We start from the raw sequence: 13,963 nt of genomic DNA on the forward strand, positions 1-13,963 counted from the left end.
ATGTAAAGGGGAAATTAATAATGCCTTGTTGCCTGGCTACCAGGTTATTACTGCAATGTGGCGTGATGGAGATTGCCCACACCGCCGTAATCGTTAATGATTTTCCAGGCCACGCCGCTGCCACCGCCTGCAGGTAACGCAAAGCTGGCATTACTCATCGGTGCCACGTAAGTAGCCTCCGACAGTGTGTTGTTACCGACGGTGACGCTCTGAAAGTTCATATAAAATAGCGTGGGATTACTGACTTGTAGACGGTTCCCGATGCGCTGCCAGGTTAGTTTTTCGGTGAGTTCTTCCGGCACGCCTTTTAAGCTCTGGGGGCGATATATTAGTTTGATGCGCGTTTTCACCGCGATCTGTAGCGTGTTCTTGCTCTGATCTTTCTCAGCAGACGGGATGGACTTAATACTCATCCAATACAGCGTTTCCCTGTCCTGCGGCAGGTTGCCGCCTACCCGGACGACGCGCAGCACATTTTCTTGTCCACCATCGAGGCGAAACAGCGGCGGCGTTATTACAAAGGGGGCTTTTTCTGCGCCATCCGTAGCAGGCTCTACCCAACTCTGAATAAGATACGGTTGTCGGTCTGGATTACTGACCTTCAGCGAAGATTCTTTCTTGCTGCCGTTGTAAATAAGGCGGGTACCGCCAACAATCATGCCCGCCTGGGCTAACCCAGCGCTTATTAATAACGCTGCCAACAGTGTGGAAGGAATCAATTTCATATTCAATATTCACAAAAGAGAAGGGGAGAGCCGGCTATTTATCAACGGCTCGAATAACCATTCCGGTATTCTGACCAAAATCAGTTATAGATAACGGTAAAGCTTGCCATTGAATTTGCCAGACCTGCCGTCACCGAAGCCGCCGTCGCAATATAACGTGCGACAAAATCCAGATTGTTCATCACCCCGGTGCCCGTATTCAGGTTGTAGCGTTTTGATGCTGTATATAACGGCACAACGGTATTGCTATCGTCGGATAACTGAATACCGACCCCTGAGGCCACACCGGGCTCTTGGGTCAGCGCCAGAACGCTGTTATTCCCGGAGATGGAACTGCCATCAAACTTAACGGCGGCAGCGGTGGCGCTAACCGGGCAGTCGGCAAGCTGGAGCGTGAATTTGGTTGCTGCAGCCGTTGAACCTGCGCCAGAAAATGCGCTCCTGTTGACCTGGCCCAATGTCACTTGCAGAGGATTGCTGGGGGTATTAATGACCTGACAGGCAGAGTCAATAATTTCACCCGAAAAATTCACCTGCCCATCGGCGGCCATCGCAGAAATACTAAATACGGACGAAAACATCATTGCTATAGGCAATAGTTTATTATTCATGATTCATCTCCTTGAGTATATTAATTGGTGTTTTTAACTAAGATATTGCATGTTGCGCGGCAATATCTTCTATATCCATAAACATTCACCTCTCTTCGCATTAATAGTAATAGAGGAAATGCCGGTCAATATAAATAATAAGGTGATAATCAGCGCACTTTATGACTATTGAGTGTTTTTATCTTTCTTTTTATTTCTATGGGTATTCTCAGTGATGAGCAAAAATACATCAAGATTTTTTTGAGTGTAATTTTACACCGGAATTTTAAGCGGCTAGGTTATTAACGTGGCTTTGTCGGATGCTCGGGGTTTTAATAAAAACCAATCCATTTATTAACAAATGAAAAACATAAAGTTTATGCCATAGGATAAGTCAGTACTTTAACGGGAGGTGGTAAATCTCCATCAGAATGCCGTTTTCGATTCTGATATACCCTCCTTTTTTCAGCTGCGCCAGTATCTTCATAATACTACTGCGGGAAAGCGATGTTTTTTGCTGAACATAATGGGCAGCAGAAACATTATTTTTGTATTCAGGAGGTTCGCTCATTAGTTCAAGTAACTGAATGCGGGTGATTTCGTATGCGCTGGAAACGTTGAAATAGGTATTTATGGTATAGAGTCGGCTGGTGACCCGGGAAACATGACTGGCCAGTAACTTCCAGAGATTGTTATCAGCAATAAGTTGCCGAACCTGTACGGTGCTGATAGTTGCTATCTCGGATGTACTATGTGTCTGAATAAATAGCCCCGCCTCAACAGGAAGTATTGCGCTAATACCAATGATCCCAGGGACAAGGAGCGTGCCGAGCAGCAGTTCGTCATTCCGGTGATAAACTTTACAGATGCCACTGCGCACCAGATAACAGTACGAATGGCCATTGATATAAAGGTAAAAGCGGGTATCGGGAGGCGCCGTTATGAAGGTCACAAAGGGCGTGAGCTTTTCTACAAGCTCAACGGTCGCGGAAATATCCTTGCTATGATCGTGATGTATGTTGATCATAAATGCCTCGCCCCATAATAAATGGCTGTTTAAAATATAGCATAAGATAGCACTGCTACGTAGTTTACCAATTTCTTTCTTAATCAATAGTTTGGCTGGGTATCAGCGCGATGCTTTTAATGTAAATATTCCATCAGTAACATCTAATGCGAGCTGTTAATTTATATACATTTACTTATTGATGGAAATGTCTCTGAGGATGCTGAAGAGAACAGTGGAAGGGCACAGATCATTGATACAACGCGCACAAGTCTTTTTTGGGGTGTAATTTTACACCGTCAGAAAACTTTTAAATTTTATTAATAATTATCATAATCCACTCATCTGGAAAAATGACAGGATTGCGGTTGTTCGTAAACCGCATGACGATTTATGAAAAAAACCTCTATTTTAATTGGTTGCAATATGATGCATAAAAAACCACTGGCTGACATTAATTTGCTTATCAACAGCCTTGCGCCGAATGCAAATAAAATAGTGACTGCTGATAAGCAGTCATTGAATTATAAAACAGGAGGGCAGCACAATTGTTTTTTATTGCATGGCGGCAATGTTACCCTCTATCGTTATGCTGACGGTATGATATTAAATTCAGAAGCGGCACCTTACGTTTTTGGTTTAAGTACGCAATTGGTGGAAAATGACTATCTTTATATCCGGGCGCAGGCCGCATCTGAAATCAGCATCCTCACCATTGAAGAGGCTAACCGGATTATCGACAGGGACAACTTGTGGAAAAACCTTTCTACGCTGTTAATTTATACAGCCACAAGAATTTATGATCACTGTACGAAAATTTCATCGTTATCCTCTTATGAAGTTATCTGCTATCAACTATATGAGTTGATGAATGAAACCGAAGAGGTAAGAAATAGCGTCAGCATCGTTTCTTACATTTTGAGCCGTACATTTCTTTCCCGCAGCACGATTATGAAGATACTGGCCCAGCTTAAAACGGGGAATTATATTGTGACCGAAAAAGGCCTGCTGAAAGCGATAAATAACATTCCGTCACGCTATTAATACTGGAATGGTCATGCGGTTGTAGTGCCGAAGAAGGAGAGTGGTTACTGACTGTCGAATCACTTTACCAATGCGGTAACCCGATAAAAGGCCGCAAGCCATTTCAACCGTTATGCGAACTAAGCGACAGATGAAAGAACATGTTATGCCAGATAGACTTAGCCATGAGCCCTCTGGATTTCGCCTTAGCTTATCATGGTGCGCATAATGTATATTATGTTAAATTGCATATGGTGATACAACGCCATCCGGTAACTCATCATGCTAACTCATCTCCTCTTTGCAAATCCGCATGCCATAAGTCTTGATGAACACAATTGAAACAGAACTGAAGTAACCGACGTACAGTCCTTCAGTTTCGTTTTACGCGTTAAAATACCTTGGAAGAATAATCGGACTTCACTTCACTCTCGATGTAAGTATTCAGGCCCCATCCTGCCCGAGCCAACTCTTTCATCTTTTCCAGATGTTCAGGTCCTGGATGGCGGAGATCGTAGAGATACACGTGATTATTTTTAAAACGGACTTTGATCGAATTGGTATCAATCTGGAAACTAACAACTTGTGAATCACCACTAATGTTCGCGTAATTTTCCATATTGCATCCTGTTAGCTATGCCTGAACCTGGCCGAAGTTATCTATTAACCACGTTCCGCATTTTTATACAGGGTTATAGCTCACGATTTGGTTATAACGCGCGTTACTGACCTGAATGAAACTTAATGGCAAACCCTTGCTTCTGCCAGTGTTCCAGTTGTTCCTGTTGGCGCAAAGTTAGTACCTTCCCTGTCCAGACAAAAATATGCTGACCTGGAAACAATTCCGGTCGAGGTGAATCCAGAGGGTCTGCCAGCACATCAGGACGCCAGCCATGTTGTGAAAGGCGCCAGGCTTCGAGCCAAAGACGGGTTCTCTCCTCGCTTTCCCAGCCGATCAGTAATGTGTCTTTACCTTCTTTGCTTCGAGAGTCAGCGAGGCACTGGATAACGTACTCAATCAGCAACCCATCAAGAAGGCTAATCATTGCTCTTGAAGTATTTTTATCCAGGCTAAGACATTGACGTACCGGGATAAAAATATGGTCAATGAGGATATCAACACTAAATACCTGACCTAAAGCTGCAATTTTTGTGCGGAGTTTTGCAGGTTGTACAAGACGCAACACAGTCATCACTTCTTCCTGCTGCGGTCGCCACGCTTCATGGTCATGAGTCGTTGTCTGACTCGCTTCCAACAATGCTTTAACCTTCCCTACGGACACGCCACTTTTTATCAGACGTTTAATCTCTTCGATACGCAGGATATCTTCGTCATCAAACTGCCGATGTCCGCCCTCACTGCGCTGCGGCTTGAATAATCCATAACGGCGTTGCCACGCGCGCAGCGTGACAGGGTTGATTGCGCATCGTTCGGCAACTTCACCGATACTGTATAAGGTCATTAATCCCTCGTTGTGAGCTTAAAACGTCCATGTCGAAACTAACGACTCCGTGCTGGTTGTACAACCTTTTTTACATTGTACAACCTGAATTAGAGATCTGCTTTCCTTTCTGGCCAGGCTACGGCGGCAATGCCACTTAACTGGGCACGGGCAAACAAGTTGCCCTGAAAATGCGAGATACCAGCTGATTCCAGCCACATCCACTCTTCGGCCTTTTCCACTCCAACCGCCGAAATGGATATTTCAAGCGAAGCGCAGCATTTGATAATGGCCTGGATAATTGCCTGCCGTGGGCCACTTTTATGGACATCTTTAATCAGTTCACGATTAATTTTAATTCTGTCTGGCTGAAACTGTGACAGCAACAATAGCCCGCCAAATCCGGCACCGAAATGATCTATCGCTACACTAATCCCTGCGGCCTTAAGTTGTCTGATGCCATCGGTGAACTCATCAATGCGCGATATCACCTCGCTCTCAGTAAATTCTACGGTTACTTGCTCTGGAACAAGGCCGTTTATCTGAATCTCTCTTAACAAGAAATCAACAGCACCAGGAATCACCACCAGGGTCATAGGCAACAAATTAACGGAAACAGACTGCTCGCCAAGTTTGAGCGAACTGGCCATCGCAAAGGCGACTTTCTTGCTATTAAGGTCCGCTTCGTAAAGTGCCTTTCCAGTAAACCCTGCAAAATAAGTAGCCGTTGACTCCCCGCCAGCTGTGCGCAGCAAAGCTTCAGTTGACAAAATTTTCTGCGCGAACGGGTCCACCATAGGCTGGAATGCAAAGCTACAATCTGCCGAATTATCAGCAATAACGGCTTGCGTATGAACGTCTTTTTTGTCGGAGATAAACAGCCAGGAATCCGCTGGCGGAATTTCAAAATAGTTTTCTTTTTCAGTCGCTTCAACGAATGTGCGTAAAAATTTAAGCGCGCGGTCGTTATAAAACAGCTGGTACTTTGAGGTCCCTTTATCCAGCACAGCTTGCAGCACCTCATCCCTGTCGTACTCCCTCAAATCAAAGAGTTCCATGCCGGTTTTTCCAAATCGCCGCGCAGGAGCGTAATCACAAAGCAACTCAACAATGTTGTAGTGGCGATTATCCCGACAAATATGCTGATAAATATTCAAAACGCTCTCTTCCGGGCCTTCAATCATCTGAAAGAAATGCGTGCCGTTGAACAGCAGAATGCCCGTCACGTCGGCCTGATCATTTTTAACATTTGCAGCTGCAACCATATCCGTAACCGAGTGGAACGGTACGTTTTTACAGATATGGCTGCGATAAATGATGGTAGTAAGCATGCTGTGTCCAATTGAAAGCTGTTTAGGCATTTACAGTAGCAGATGACCTGCCAAACCCCTCATTTAAAATACATTAAAATTAATAACTTATTAACAATAAATGAACGTTTGTACACCTCGTTTACTCGGTTTTTGATCACGCCTGATACACAGAAATGCTGAACCTATACACCAAATGTTATGAATGCAAATTACTTATCAAGCTAACTAGTTGAAAATTAATGTATAGCATTAAATGCTTAAGCTTTTAAGAAAAATCCTTACGCTTTTCTATGTACAACTTTTTAATCATTGTATAACTTTGTTTGTACATTTTATTAAATACTGCATATTTACAGGAGTGACTGATGCAACAGAACAACTACGTACCCGATACAGCTAATGCTATCACCCGATATTTCTCTAAAGCAGCCCTGCCTTCCCAGCAGGAAACACTCGGGGAAATAGTGGTGGAGATCCTGAGCGACGGACGCAGTTTGAACCGCAAAGCAATCTGCACAAAATTGTTACGTCGGGTTGAAGAAGCATCGGGTCCTGAAGAAGAGAGTCACTACCACACTTTAATTGGCCTGCTTTTTGACCGTTAACTTTAAACGGTCCTGATAGCGCAAATTACATGGCTTAATAGATCAACACTTGCGGGAGCATTATTTCAGGCAATATAGAAAAGCCTGGCAACCTTCAGCTGACCTCCTGAGCGAGGGCTGATTTCAAGCCACATTTCGGCAACGAAACTCGGTGGCAAGAAGAGACGCAGTTATGAGCAGAAGTAAAAGAGAGCAACTAATCGATCAACTGATTGGAGAGGCAGTTCTATCAATCCTTTACGATAACGGACCCATCAGCACTCGGTCCCTGATTGAAAGACTGCAAACAATGGAAGCGTCAGAAAGAGATGCACAACGGCGAAATGTGATAGCGGATGTGATTGCCGATATCAGTCACCAACGCCTGGGTATCTCGCGACGTAACCCAGTTCCGACTCAAAAGCAGTGGGACATGGAGAGCCCGGTTAAACAAAAAAACAAGGCATATCCGTTATTCGACGATAGCCCTGATCCTGGCAGCAGTAAAAAACACTGACTGTCCTACACACTCAACTTACTCATGGTGAAAGTAAATGACTCAGATGACGCTTCATAAATCAGAAATTTATGCCACCCTGCCAAACACGGCTTTAACTGCATATTTTCGTAACGCTGGCGACATGCTGGCTGATGAGGCCGTATTACTTGGAGCGGTAATACGCAGCATTCTTGCTACTGATGGACATTTAACTAATAAAGCCATAATTCAGCGCTTGATTGAGGCAATTGAATCCACTGATGATGTCGTCACCATCGACATCGTGCGTAAAACCCTCGAGATTGTCGTTGACCATACTTTTGATGACATTTAATCGTGCAGCGATAGTATCAATTTTCAACTTTTGCACGATTGGCTTAAGACAAATAGAAAAGTACGCTGTCATCCCCGCTCCGGGATGACAGCAAATCTTGTGGTAGTGAGATAAAAATTTCGTCTGGAGAATCGACTAACCGCAGATTCACCAGTCAACACCACTGTTTCAGCGCCACTCTGACGCTAAAAATAACCCATCTTTTAATCAATCAGTAATAAATCCAATTTGATGAGCCACGACAAATGCAATGAGTTGGTACCAGCCCTCTTGCTACTTTTATTTTCCCTACACAACGTTAATGGTATGGGTGTTGTTGGTTTTCATTCGAATAATGAACATGTTTAATTAGCGTGCTATTTACACAGCATTATTACCTTATGAAAATAACCTGCCATCGAAACATTAATATTAACGAGTTATGAAAGTAGTAGCATAAATACTTTGCCGACTAAAAATCGGAACGTAAAGAAATGAAAATATCACTTGCCGTTATGACTGATGAGATTTTTTATCATTTGACTTTTTTTGGTAAAATGCTAAACACCCAAGGCATAGATGTTAAATTTAAAAATTATATTTATCAATAAATTGGGTCGATTTTCGCATCTTGTTCAGCTGAAAAAAATCTTGCCCCCTCCACTCTTACATTAAAAAAGTAACGCATTGTGATTACTGCTCTACTGAATTGTTTCAAATTTTATTTTTTCTCATAAGAAAGTATGAGAGAAGTAACCCAAAGAAAAACCATAGTTATGAATATAACAAAAGTGTCATGCAGGGTTAAAATCTCAGCCAATATACGAGTGATCAATATTTAAAACCCTCCGCCTTGAATGCATCTGCAAATTCAAAAGGTCAAGGCTGCCTGTAACTTACATAAAATTATCTTTGCGAGAGAAGGAATAAACTTATTCAGCTAAGTATTTTTACAGGGAGAATAACTCTTATAAGGTAGCCAATATTTTAAATTACATAACATGGACATTGGTTGCGTCATTGCAACTCGATAATTCATTTCAATACACACGGTTCATTCGCCTGCCCTTTTTTGAAAACGACAGGAAAGAGTGATGATAGCTAGTTCAAAGTAAAGATAGGGGTAATTATTTATGGCCTCACAATATGACTTTACTGTCACGCTGCACGATCTTGCTTTTATTCTCAAGCAGATAAAAATATCTGAAGCAGCGACAAACCCAGACGGTAGTATTAATGGCGATGCACTCCGGGACTTAGTTTCCAGCCCGTTGTTACCCTACGGTATTCGCACCGTAGATGGCTCCTGGAATAACCTTCTACCGGGTCAGGAGCTATATGGTTCAGCCGATCAAAACATGCCAAGACTCACCGCGTTGAACTGGCAAGATGCGGATGCCATGACCAGTTATACTCAACTCGGTGGGACGGTCACTGACGCAGACCCGCGTATTATCAGTAACTTGATATCTGACCAAACCGCGTCAAACCCGGCAGCAGTCGAAGCGCATAACAACTTACAAGATGCCCCTGGAGGTGGAACCACATCGGCAAATGGTAGCCTGTCGATTCCAAACCTGTCTCCTGATGTGGGCTTGTCCCCTGCTTTCAATGGCTGGATGACACTATTCGGGCAATTCTTTGACCACGGTCTGGATTTAATTCCAAAGGAGGGAAACGGCATTGTATTCATTCCGCTGCAACCCGATGACCCCTTATATGTGGAAGGGTCGCCCACTAACTTTATGGTATTAACCAGGGCAAAAGTTGATGCCAACCATGAAACTGTAAACCTCACCACTCCATTCATCGATCAAAACCAGACCTACACCTCCCACCCGTCACATCAGATATTCATCCGCGAATACGTCATGATTGATGGCAAGCCTGAACCAACCGGCAACTTATTAGGCGGCGCAAACGGTGGGCTGGCAACCTGGGCTGATGTCAAAAACCAGGCTGAAACCCTGCTCGGTATCAAACTCACCGATCAGGACGTGTTTAATGTTCCGCTGCTGGCCACTGACCGTTACGGCAACTTGATCTTAAGTGAAAATGGCAAAGTGCAGATCGTTACCACCGCCGGGTTAGTTGAAGCGAATGGTGATTTCTTACCTGCCGGAACGCTGCGCACCGGGCATGCATTCCTGGACGACATTGCCCACACCGCTGCGCCAAAAGCCGGGCTGGTAGCTGACAACGATGATGTCATTGGCGGCGCTCAGCCAGCCGGAACTTATGATGACGAGCTGCTCGATCGGCACTTCATCACCGGTGACGGGCGCGGTAATGAAAACATCGGTTTAACCGCGGTGCATGCCGTATTTCACAGCGAGCATAACCGCCTGGTGGAAGAGTATAAAACCACCCTGCTGGCAACTGGTGATATCGAACTTATCAACCAATGGCTGATGCCAGCGCACCAGATAACGGAACTGCCAGCTGATACCAGCACCCTGGTCTGGAACGGTGAGTATTTATTCCAGGCAGGCCGTTTCACCACGGAGATGCAGTATCAGCACCTGGTCTTCGAAGAGTTCGCCCGCACCGTACAACCTGCAGTCGACCCGTTTGTCTTCTCCAACACGGCAGACATTAACCCGCTGATCTTTGCTGAGTTCGCACATGTGGTTTACCGTTTTGGCCACTCGATGCTGACAGAAACCGTGGCGCGTACTGATATTGATATGCAAAACGGTGACATTGGCCTGATTGAAGCGTTCCTGAATCCGGTTGCCTTTAATGAAATTAACGGTGGTGCGGTTTCCGACGAACAAGCAATTGGCGCGATTGTTCGTGGCATGACGCGGCAAGTGGGTAACGAAATTGATGAGTTTATTACCGATGCACTGCGAAACAACCTGATCGGTTTACCGCTTGATTTAGGCGCTCTTAACATTGCTCGTGGCCGTGATACGGCAATGCCAACACTGAACCAGGCCCGTGAGCAGTTCTTTGAACTTAGCGGCAACAGTGAACTGCGCCCTTATACCAGTTGGGCCGACTTCACGACTTACCTGAAAAACCCTGCCTCCATCATCAACTTTATGGCCGCATACGGCCAACATGAGCTGATTCTTGGTGCTACCACCATTCAAGGCAAACGCGATGCGGTGAACTTCTTGCTGTTTGGCGATGGCACTTCTCAACCGCCTGCCGATGCGATGGATTTCTTCAACAGTACTGGCGCATGGGCGACTAAAGAGTCCGGTCTGAACATGGTCGACTTCTGGATTGGCGGGCTTGCCGAGCGGAAAAACGAGTTTGGAGGGATGCTGGGATCTACCTTCAACTTTGTCTTTGAAACGCAAATGGAAATGCTGCAAGACGGCGACCGTTTCTACTATCTGAGTCGAGCTCAGGGGCTGAACATGCTTAATGAGCTGGAAGCCAACTCATTCTCCGCGCTGGTTATGCGTAACAGCGACCTTGGGGAAAATGGCTCATCTCACCTGCCCGCTAACCTGTTCCAGACTCCTGACCATATTTTCGAAGTGAATCGGGCACTGCAAACGGAAGCTGACCCAACGTGGGGTAACCCACTAAAAGATCTGTTAACGCCTTTGCTAACCCGACGCGCGGCCACACAGGACGTTAACGGCGATGGCGCAGCTGACGGCGCTTACCTTAAGTACACCGGTGATGGGCATGTGGTGCTCGGCGGTTCTGCGGGTAACGATACGTTAATCGGCGGTAAAGGCATCGACAGCCTATGGGGCGATGGTGGCGATGACCGCCTGGATGGTGGCGATGAGGCAGATGTGGTCCACGGTGGCGATGGTAATGACATTATTACCGACACCGGCACACCCGTTGGTGATGCAGACTTCCTGCACGGAGACGCAGGTCACGATGTCATCTTCTCCGGTAACGGTAACGATCTGGTATTCGGCGGCAGCGGCAGTGATTTTGTGGTTGTTGGCGAAGATGCCCAGGAAGTCTTTGCTGGTCGGGACAATGACTTTGTTCTGGGGGGCTCCGGCGCTGATGCCCTGCTTGGTAACGAAGGCGATGACTGGCTGGAAGGCGGTGACGGGTTTGACTCGTTGACGGGCGAAAACTCCGAGCTGTTCTTCAACAGTACGATTGTTGGCCACGATGTGCTTAACGGCCAGGGTAACGACACGGACTACGATGGCGAAGCAGGTGACGACATTATGGTTCAGGGCCCCGGCATTCAGCGCAACAATGGCATGGCCGGTTTCGACTGGGCAATCCATAAAGGCGACCCACATGGTGCTAATTCCGACCTCGGCATTCCGATTTTCGTTAACCAGCAAGAGTTTATCCTGCGGGATCGCTTCGATCTGGTTGAGGGGCTTTCGGGCTGGAAACACAACGATGTGTTAGTGGGCACCGAACAGCCTCTCGGGACGGCACCGGTTCTTGGCACCCCGCTCTCCAATAATCTTACCCAGGAAGGAGCTGACAGGATTAGCGGTCTTCAGGCCGTACTCGGTGTCGCGCACTCAGCGGACCCGAATGCAGTGTTGCTTAACCCCGATGATGGCAGCGATATTTTGCTCGGTGGTGGAGGAAGTGACCGCATAACCGGTAAAGCGGGCAACGACATTATTGATGGCGACTCGTGGCTGAACGTGCGAATTGCGGTCAGTGGGATGCCGGGCATCACCAGTGCGGACAGTATGAACGAACTGAAATCTTACATGCTGGCTGGCACCTTAAAACCGCACCAACTCTCTATAGTGCGTGAGATCTTGAGTGAGGGTAATGGCTCTGAAACCGACGTTGCGGTGTACCGCGATATCAGTAGCAACTATGCCTTTACCCGTATGCCCGATGGCAGCCTCCGGGTTGACCATGCTACCCCCGATGCCGCATTGAATTTTGATGACGGTATTGATCGCCTGCTGAACATCGAAAAACTGGAGTTTGGCAACGGTGAACAGTTGTGGGTAACAGCGCAACAGGCGACAGGCAATCTCACCATTGATAACCCAACACCCGAAGTTGGCGACCTCCTGCGAGTCAACCTGGCGAATTTGCAGGATGGGAACGGTATTGCGGCTAACGCAGCTATCACGCTGACATGGCAGGCATTTACCAATGGCCAATGGCGTGATCAGGCCGTCGGTGAGGAGTTCAGAGTACCTGGCGCTATTTTGGGTGCTCCACTGCGTGTGGTTGCCAGTTTCAATGACCGTATGGGAGATGCTGAAACCCTGGTTTCGGCTCAAACCCAGGCCGTTATGGTGCGCGACCAGCCGACTACCGGTGCCCCGGTGATTAATGACCTCACACCGACCGAAAGCGTCACACTGACGGCTGTTGTCTCCGGTATTGCTGATGCGGATGGTTTGACCGGCGGTAACTTTAGTTATCAATGGAGAATGAGCACCGCGACCGGGTTTGTGAATATTGTTGGCGCCACTGCGGCTACCTTCACTCCGGCTCAGGCGATGGTTGGCAGAACTCTGCAAGTGGTGGTGACAGTCACAGATGATGAAGGAAACGCACCTGTTGTCCTCACATCTGCCACTACCCAGCCTGTTGGCGATCTTATTGTTGGCTCTAACGCCGGTAACACTCTCATCGGTACAGCATGGAGTGACATCCTGCGCGGTGAAGGCGGTAACGATACCCTGCTTGGACGTGCGGGTGACGATTTGTTGGTAGGTGGTGCAGGCAACGACAGCCTGTCAGGTGAAGCGGGACAAGATACCCTGCAAGGGGATGCTGGCAACGATGATCTTGATGGTGGTCTGGGGGCAGACAGCATGGCCGGCGGTGCCGGAAATGATACCTATATTGTTGATAACGCAGGTGACATCGTTATCGAAGGTCTCAATGCCGGGACAGATATTGTCCAAACCGGCCTCGCAAGCTACGACTTGACCGATAACATCGAAGAACTGGTGTTTACCGGCCAGGGAAGTTTCATCGGTACCGGGAACGCGATTGCTAACACCATCACTGGCGGTAATGGGAATGACTCTCTGTTTGGGATGGGAGGCAATGACCAGTTGATCGGTGGGAACGGTAATGACTTCCTAGATGGTGGTGATGGTGCCGATAACCTCCAGGGTGGGATTGGCAACGATGTGATGATTGGTGGAACGGGTGCCGATATTCTTTCTGGCGGTACAGGTAACGACATCCTCAATGGCCAGGCGGGTAATGACACCATGGACGGCGGCACCGGTAATGACATCTTCGCCTTCAGCGCAAGCTTTGGGCAAGACCGCATCACGAGTTTCGATAGTAATGCCGTTGGTGGGCAGGATTACCTCGATTTAAGTTTGTTAGGTATTACTGCGGGTAGTTTTAACGGCAACGTCGCGATTACGGGAAGCAACGGTAATACCGTCGTTACCGTTGGTGCGGATGTTATTACTTTAGTCGGCGTGAACTCAACCACCGTTAATATCGGTGATTTTATTCTCGAAATACCGTCAACCTTTGCCGCTAATAATGGCAATAACTCACTGATTGCGTAAGGAGAAGACT

General features: G+C 46.8%; 11 protein-coding genes. 5 read left to right on the forward strand and 6 right to left on the reverse strand.

The annotated features are described in order from the left end of the window. Positions 1-47: 47 nt before the first annotated feature. The 3 genes from M979_RS06490 to M979_RS06500 all read right to left on the reverse strand — a co-directional run bounded on the left by M979_RS06490 (position 48) and on the right by M979_RS06500 (position 2,342). Entirely contained in the window at positions 48-725 is a 678-nt protein-coding gene (locus M979_RS06490) for a fimbrial biogenesis chaperone (RefSeq protein ID WP_064554181.1), read from the reverse strand. Between the two features lie 80 nt (positions 726-805). Continuing rightward, positions 806-1,336 carry a fimbrial protein gene (locus M979_RS06495; RefSeq protein ID WP_034455575.1) on the reverse strand — a complete coding sequence of 177 codons (531 nt, stop codon included), beginning with the start codon at positions 1,334-1,336 and terminating at the stop codon, positions 806-808. Positions 1,337-1,709: 373 nt separating this feature from the next. Continuing rightward, positions 1,710-2,342 carry a winged helix-turn-helix transcriptional regulator gene (locus tag M979_RS06500; protein ID WP_064554182.1) on the reverse strand — a complete coding sequence of 211 codons (633 nt, stop codon included), beginning with the start codon at positions 2,340-2,342 and terminating at the stop codon, positions 1,710-1,712. A 372-nt stretch (positions 2,343-2,714) separates the two neighbouring features. Between M979_RS06500 and M979_RS06505 the strand changes: the two genes are divergently transcribed. Next, positions 2,715-3,365: a helix-turn-helix domain-containing protein gene (locus M979_RS06505; protein ID WP_034455572.1), complete on the forward strand. Its 651-nt coding sequence runs from the start codon at positions 2,715-2,717 to the stop codon at positions 3,363-3,365. A 370-nt stretch (positions 3,366-3,735) separates the two neighbouring features. Here M979_RS06505 and M979_RS06510 read toward each other — a convergent pair whose 3' ends face one another. The 3 genes from M979_RS06510 to M979_RS06520 all read right to left on the reverse strand — a co-directional run bounded on the left by M979_RS06510 (position 3,736) and on the right by M979_RS06520 (position 6,117). Beyond that, complete coding sequence (locus tag M979_RS06510; protein ID WP_034455569.1) at positions 3,736-3,963, reverse strand: hypothetical protein; 228 nt, start codon at positions 3,961-3,963, stop codon at positions 3,736-3,738. A gap of 103 nt (positions 3,964-4,066) precedes the next feature. Continuing rightward, complete coding sequence (locus M979_RS06515; RefSeq protein ID WP_064554183.1) at positions 4,067-4,807, reverse strand: MerR family transcriptional regulator; 741 nt, start codon at positions 4,805-4,807, stop codon at positions 4,067-4,069. Between the two features lie 89 nt (positions 4,808-4,896). Next, the gene (locus M979_RS06520) at positions 4,897-6,117 is read right to left on the reverse strand and encodes a diguanylate phosphodiesterase (protein ID WP_064554267.1); all 1,221 of its coding nucleotides are present in this window, start codon (positions 6,115-6,117) and stop codon (positions 4,897-4,899) included. 347 nt (positions 6,118-6,464) lie between these two features. Here M979_RS06520 and ycgZ point away from each other — a divergent pair, with 347 nt between their 5' ends. The 4 genes from ycgZ (at position 6,465) to M979_RS06540 (ending at position 13,953) form a co-directional block, all read left to right on the forward strand. Then, positions 6,465-6,704 (forward strand): regulatory protein YcgZ, encoded by a 240-nt coding sequence (ycgZ, locus tag M979_RS06525; RefSeq protein ID WP_034455567.1) that lies wholly within the window; start codon positions 6,465-6,467, stop codon positions 6,702-6,704. 289 nt (positions 6,705-6,993) lie between these two features. Continuing rightward, complete coding sequence (locus M979_RS23260; protein ID WP_157093209.1) at positions 6,994-7,200, forward strand: hypothetical protein; 207 nt, start codon at positions 6,994-6,996, stop codon at positions 7,198-7,200. Positions 7,201-7,237: 37 nt separating this feature from the next. After that, the gene (locus M979_RS06535; RefSeq protein ID WP_034455564.1) at positions 7,238-7,516 is read left to right on the forward strand and encodes a biofilm development regulator YmgB/AriR family protein; all 279 of its coding nucleotides are present in this window, start codon (positions 7,238-7,240) and stop codon (positions 7,514-7,516) included. Positions 7,517-8,628: 1,112 nt separating this feature from the next. Beyond that, positions 8,629-13,953, forward strand: coding sequence for a peroxidase family protein (locus M979_RS06540; RefSeq protein ID WP_064554185.1), 5,325 nt, complete (start codon positions 8,629-8,631; stop codon positions 13,951-13,953). Positions 13,954-13,963: the final 10 nt, after the last annotated feature.

Source organism: Buttiauxella noackiae ATCC 51607 (genome assembly GCF_001654865.1).
Taxonomy (GTDB): domain Bacteria; phylum Pseudomonadota; class Gammaproteobacteria; order Enterobacterales; family Enterobacteriaceae; genus Buttiauxella; species Buttiauxella noackiae.

Coding starts and splice junctions, on each gene's coding strand:
- M979_RS06490 (WP_064554181.1), bottom strand. CDS start 725: ATGAAATTGATTCCTTCCACACTGTTGGCAGCGTTATTAATAAGCGCT.
- M979_RS06495 (WP_034455575.1), bottom strand. CDS start 1,336: ATGAATAATAAACTATTGCCTATAGCAATGATGTTTTCGTCCGTATTT.
- M979_RS06500 (WP_064554182.1), bottom strand. CDS start 2,342: ATGATCAACATACATCACGATCATAGCAAGGATATTTCCGCGACCGTT.
- M979_RS06505 (WP_034455572.1), top strand. CDS start 2,715: ATGAAAAAAACCTCTATTTTAATTGGTTGCAATATGATGCATAAAAAA.
- M979_RS06510 (WP_034455569.1), bottom strand. CDS start 3,963: ATGGAAAATTACGCGAACATTAGTGGTGATTCACAAGTTGTTAGTTTC.
- M979_RS06515 (WP_064554183.1), bottom strand. CDS start 4,807: ATGACCTTATACAGTATCGGTGAAGTTGCCGAACGATGCGCAATCAAC.
- M979_RS06520 (WP_064554267.1), bottom strand. CDS start 6,117: ATGCTTACTACCATCATTTATCGCAGCCATATCTGTAAAAACGTACCG.
- ycgZ (WP_034455567.1), top strand. CDS start 6,465: ATGCAACAGAACAACTACGTACCCGATACAGCTAATGCTATCACCCGA.
- M979_RS23260 (WP_157093209.1), top strand. CDS start 6,994: ATGGAAGCGTCAGAAAGAGATGCACAACGGCGAAATGTGATAGCGGAT.
- M979_RS06535 (WP_034455564.1), top strand. CDS start 7,238: ATGACTCAGATGACGCTTCATAAATCAGAAATTTATGCCACCCTGCCA.
- M979_RS06540 (WP_064554185.1), top strand. CDS start 8,629: ATGGCCTCACAATATGACTTTACTGTCACGCTGCACGATCTTGCTTTT.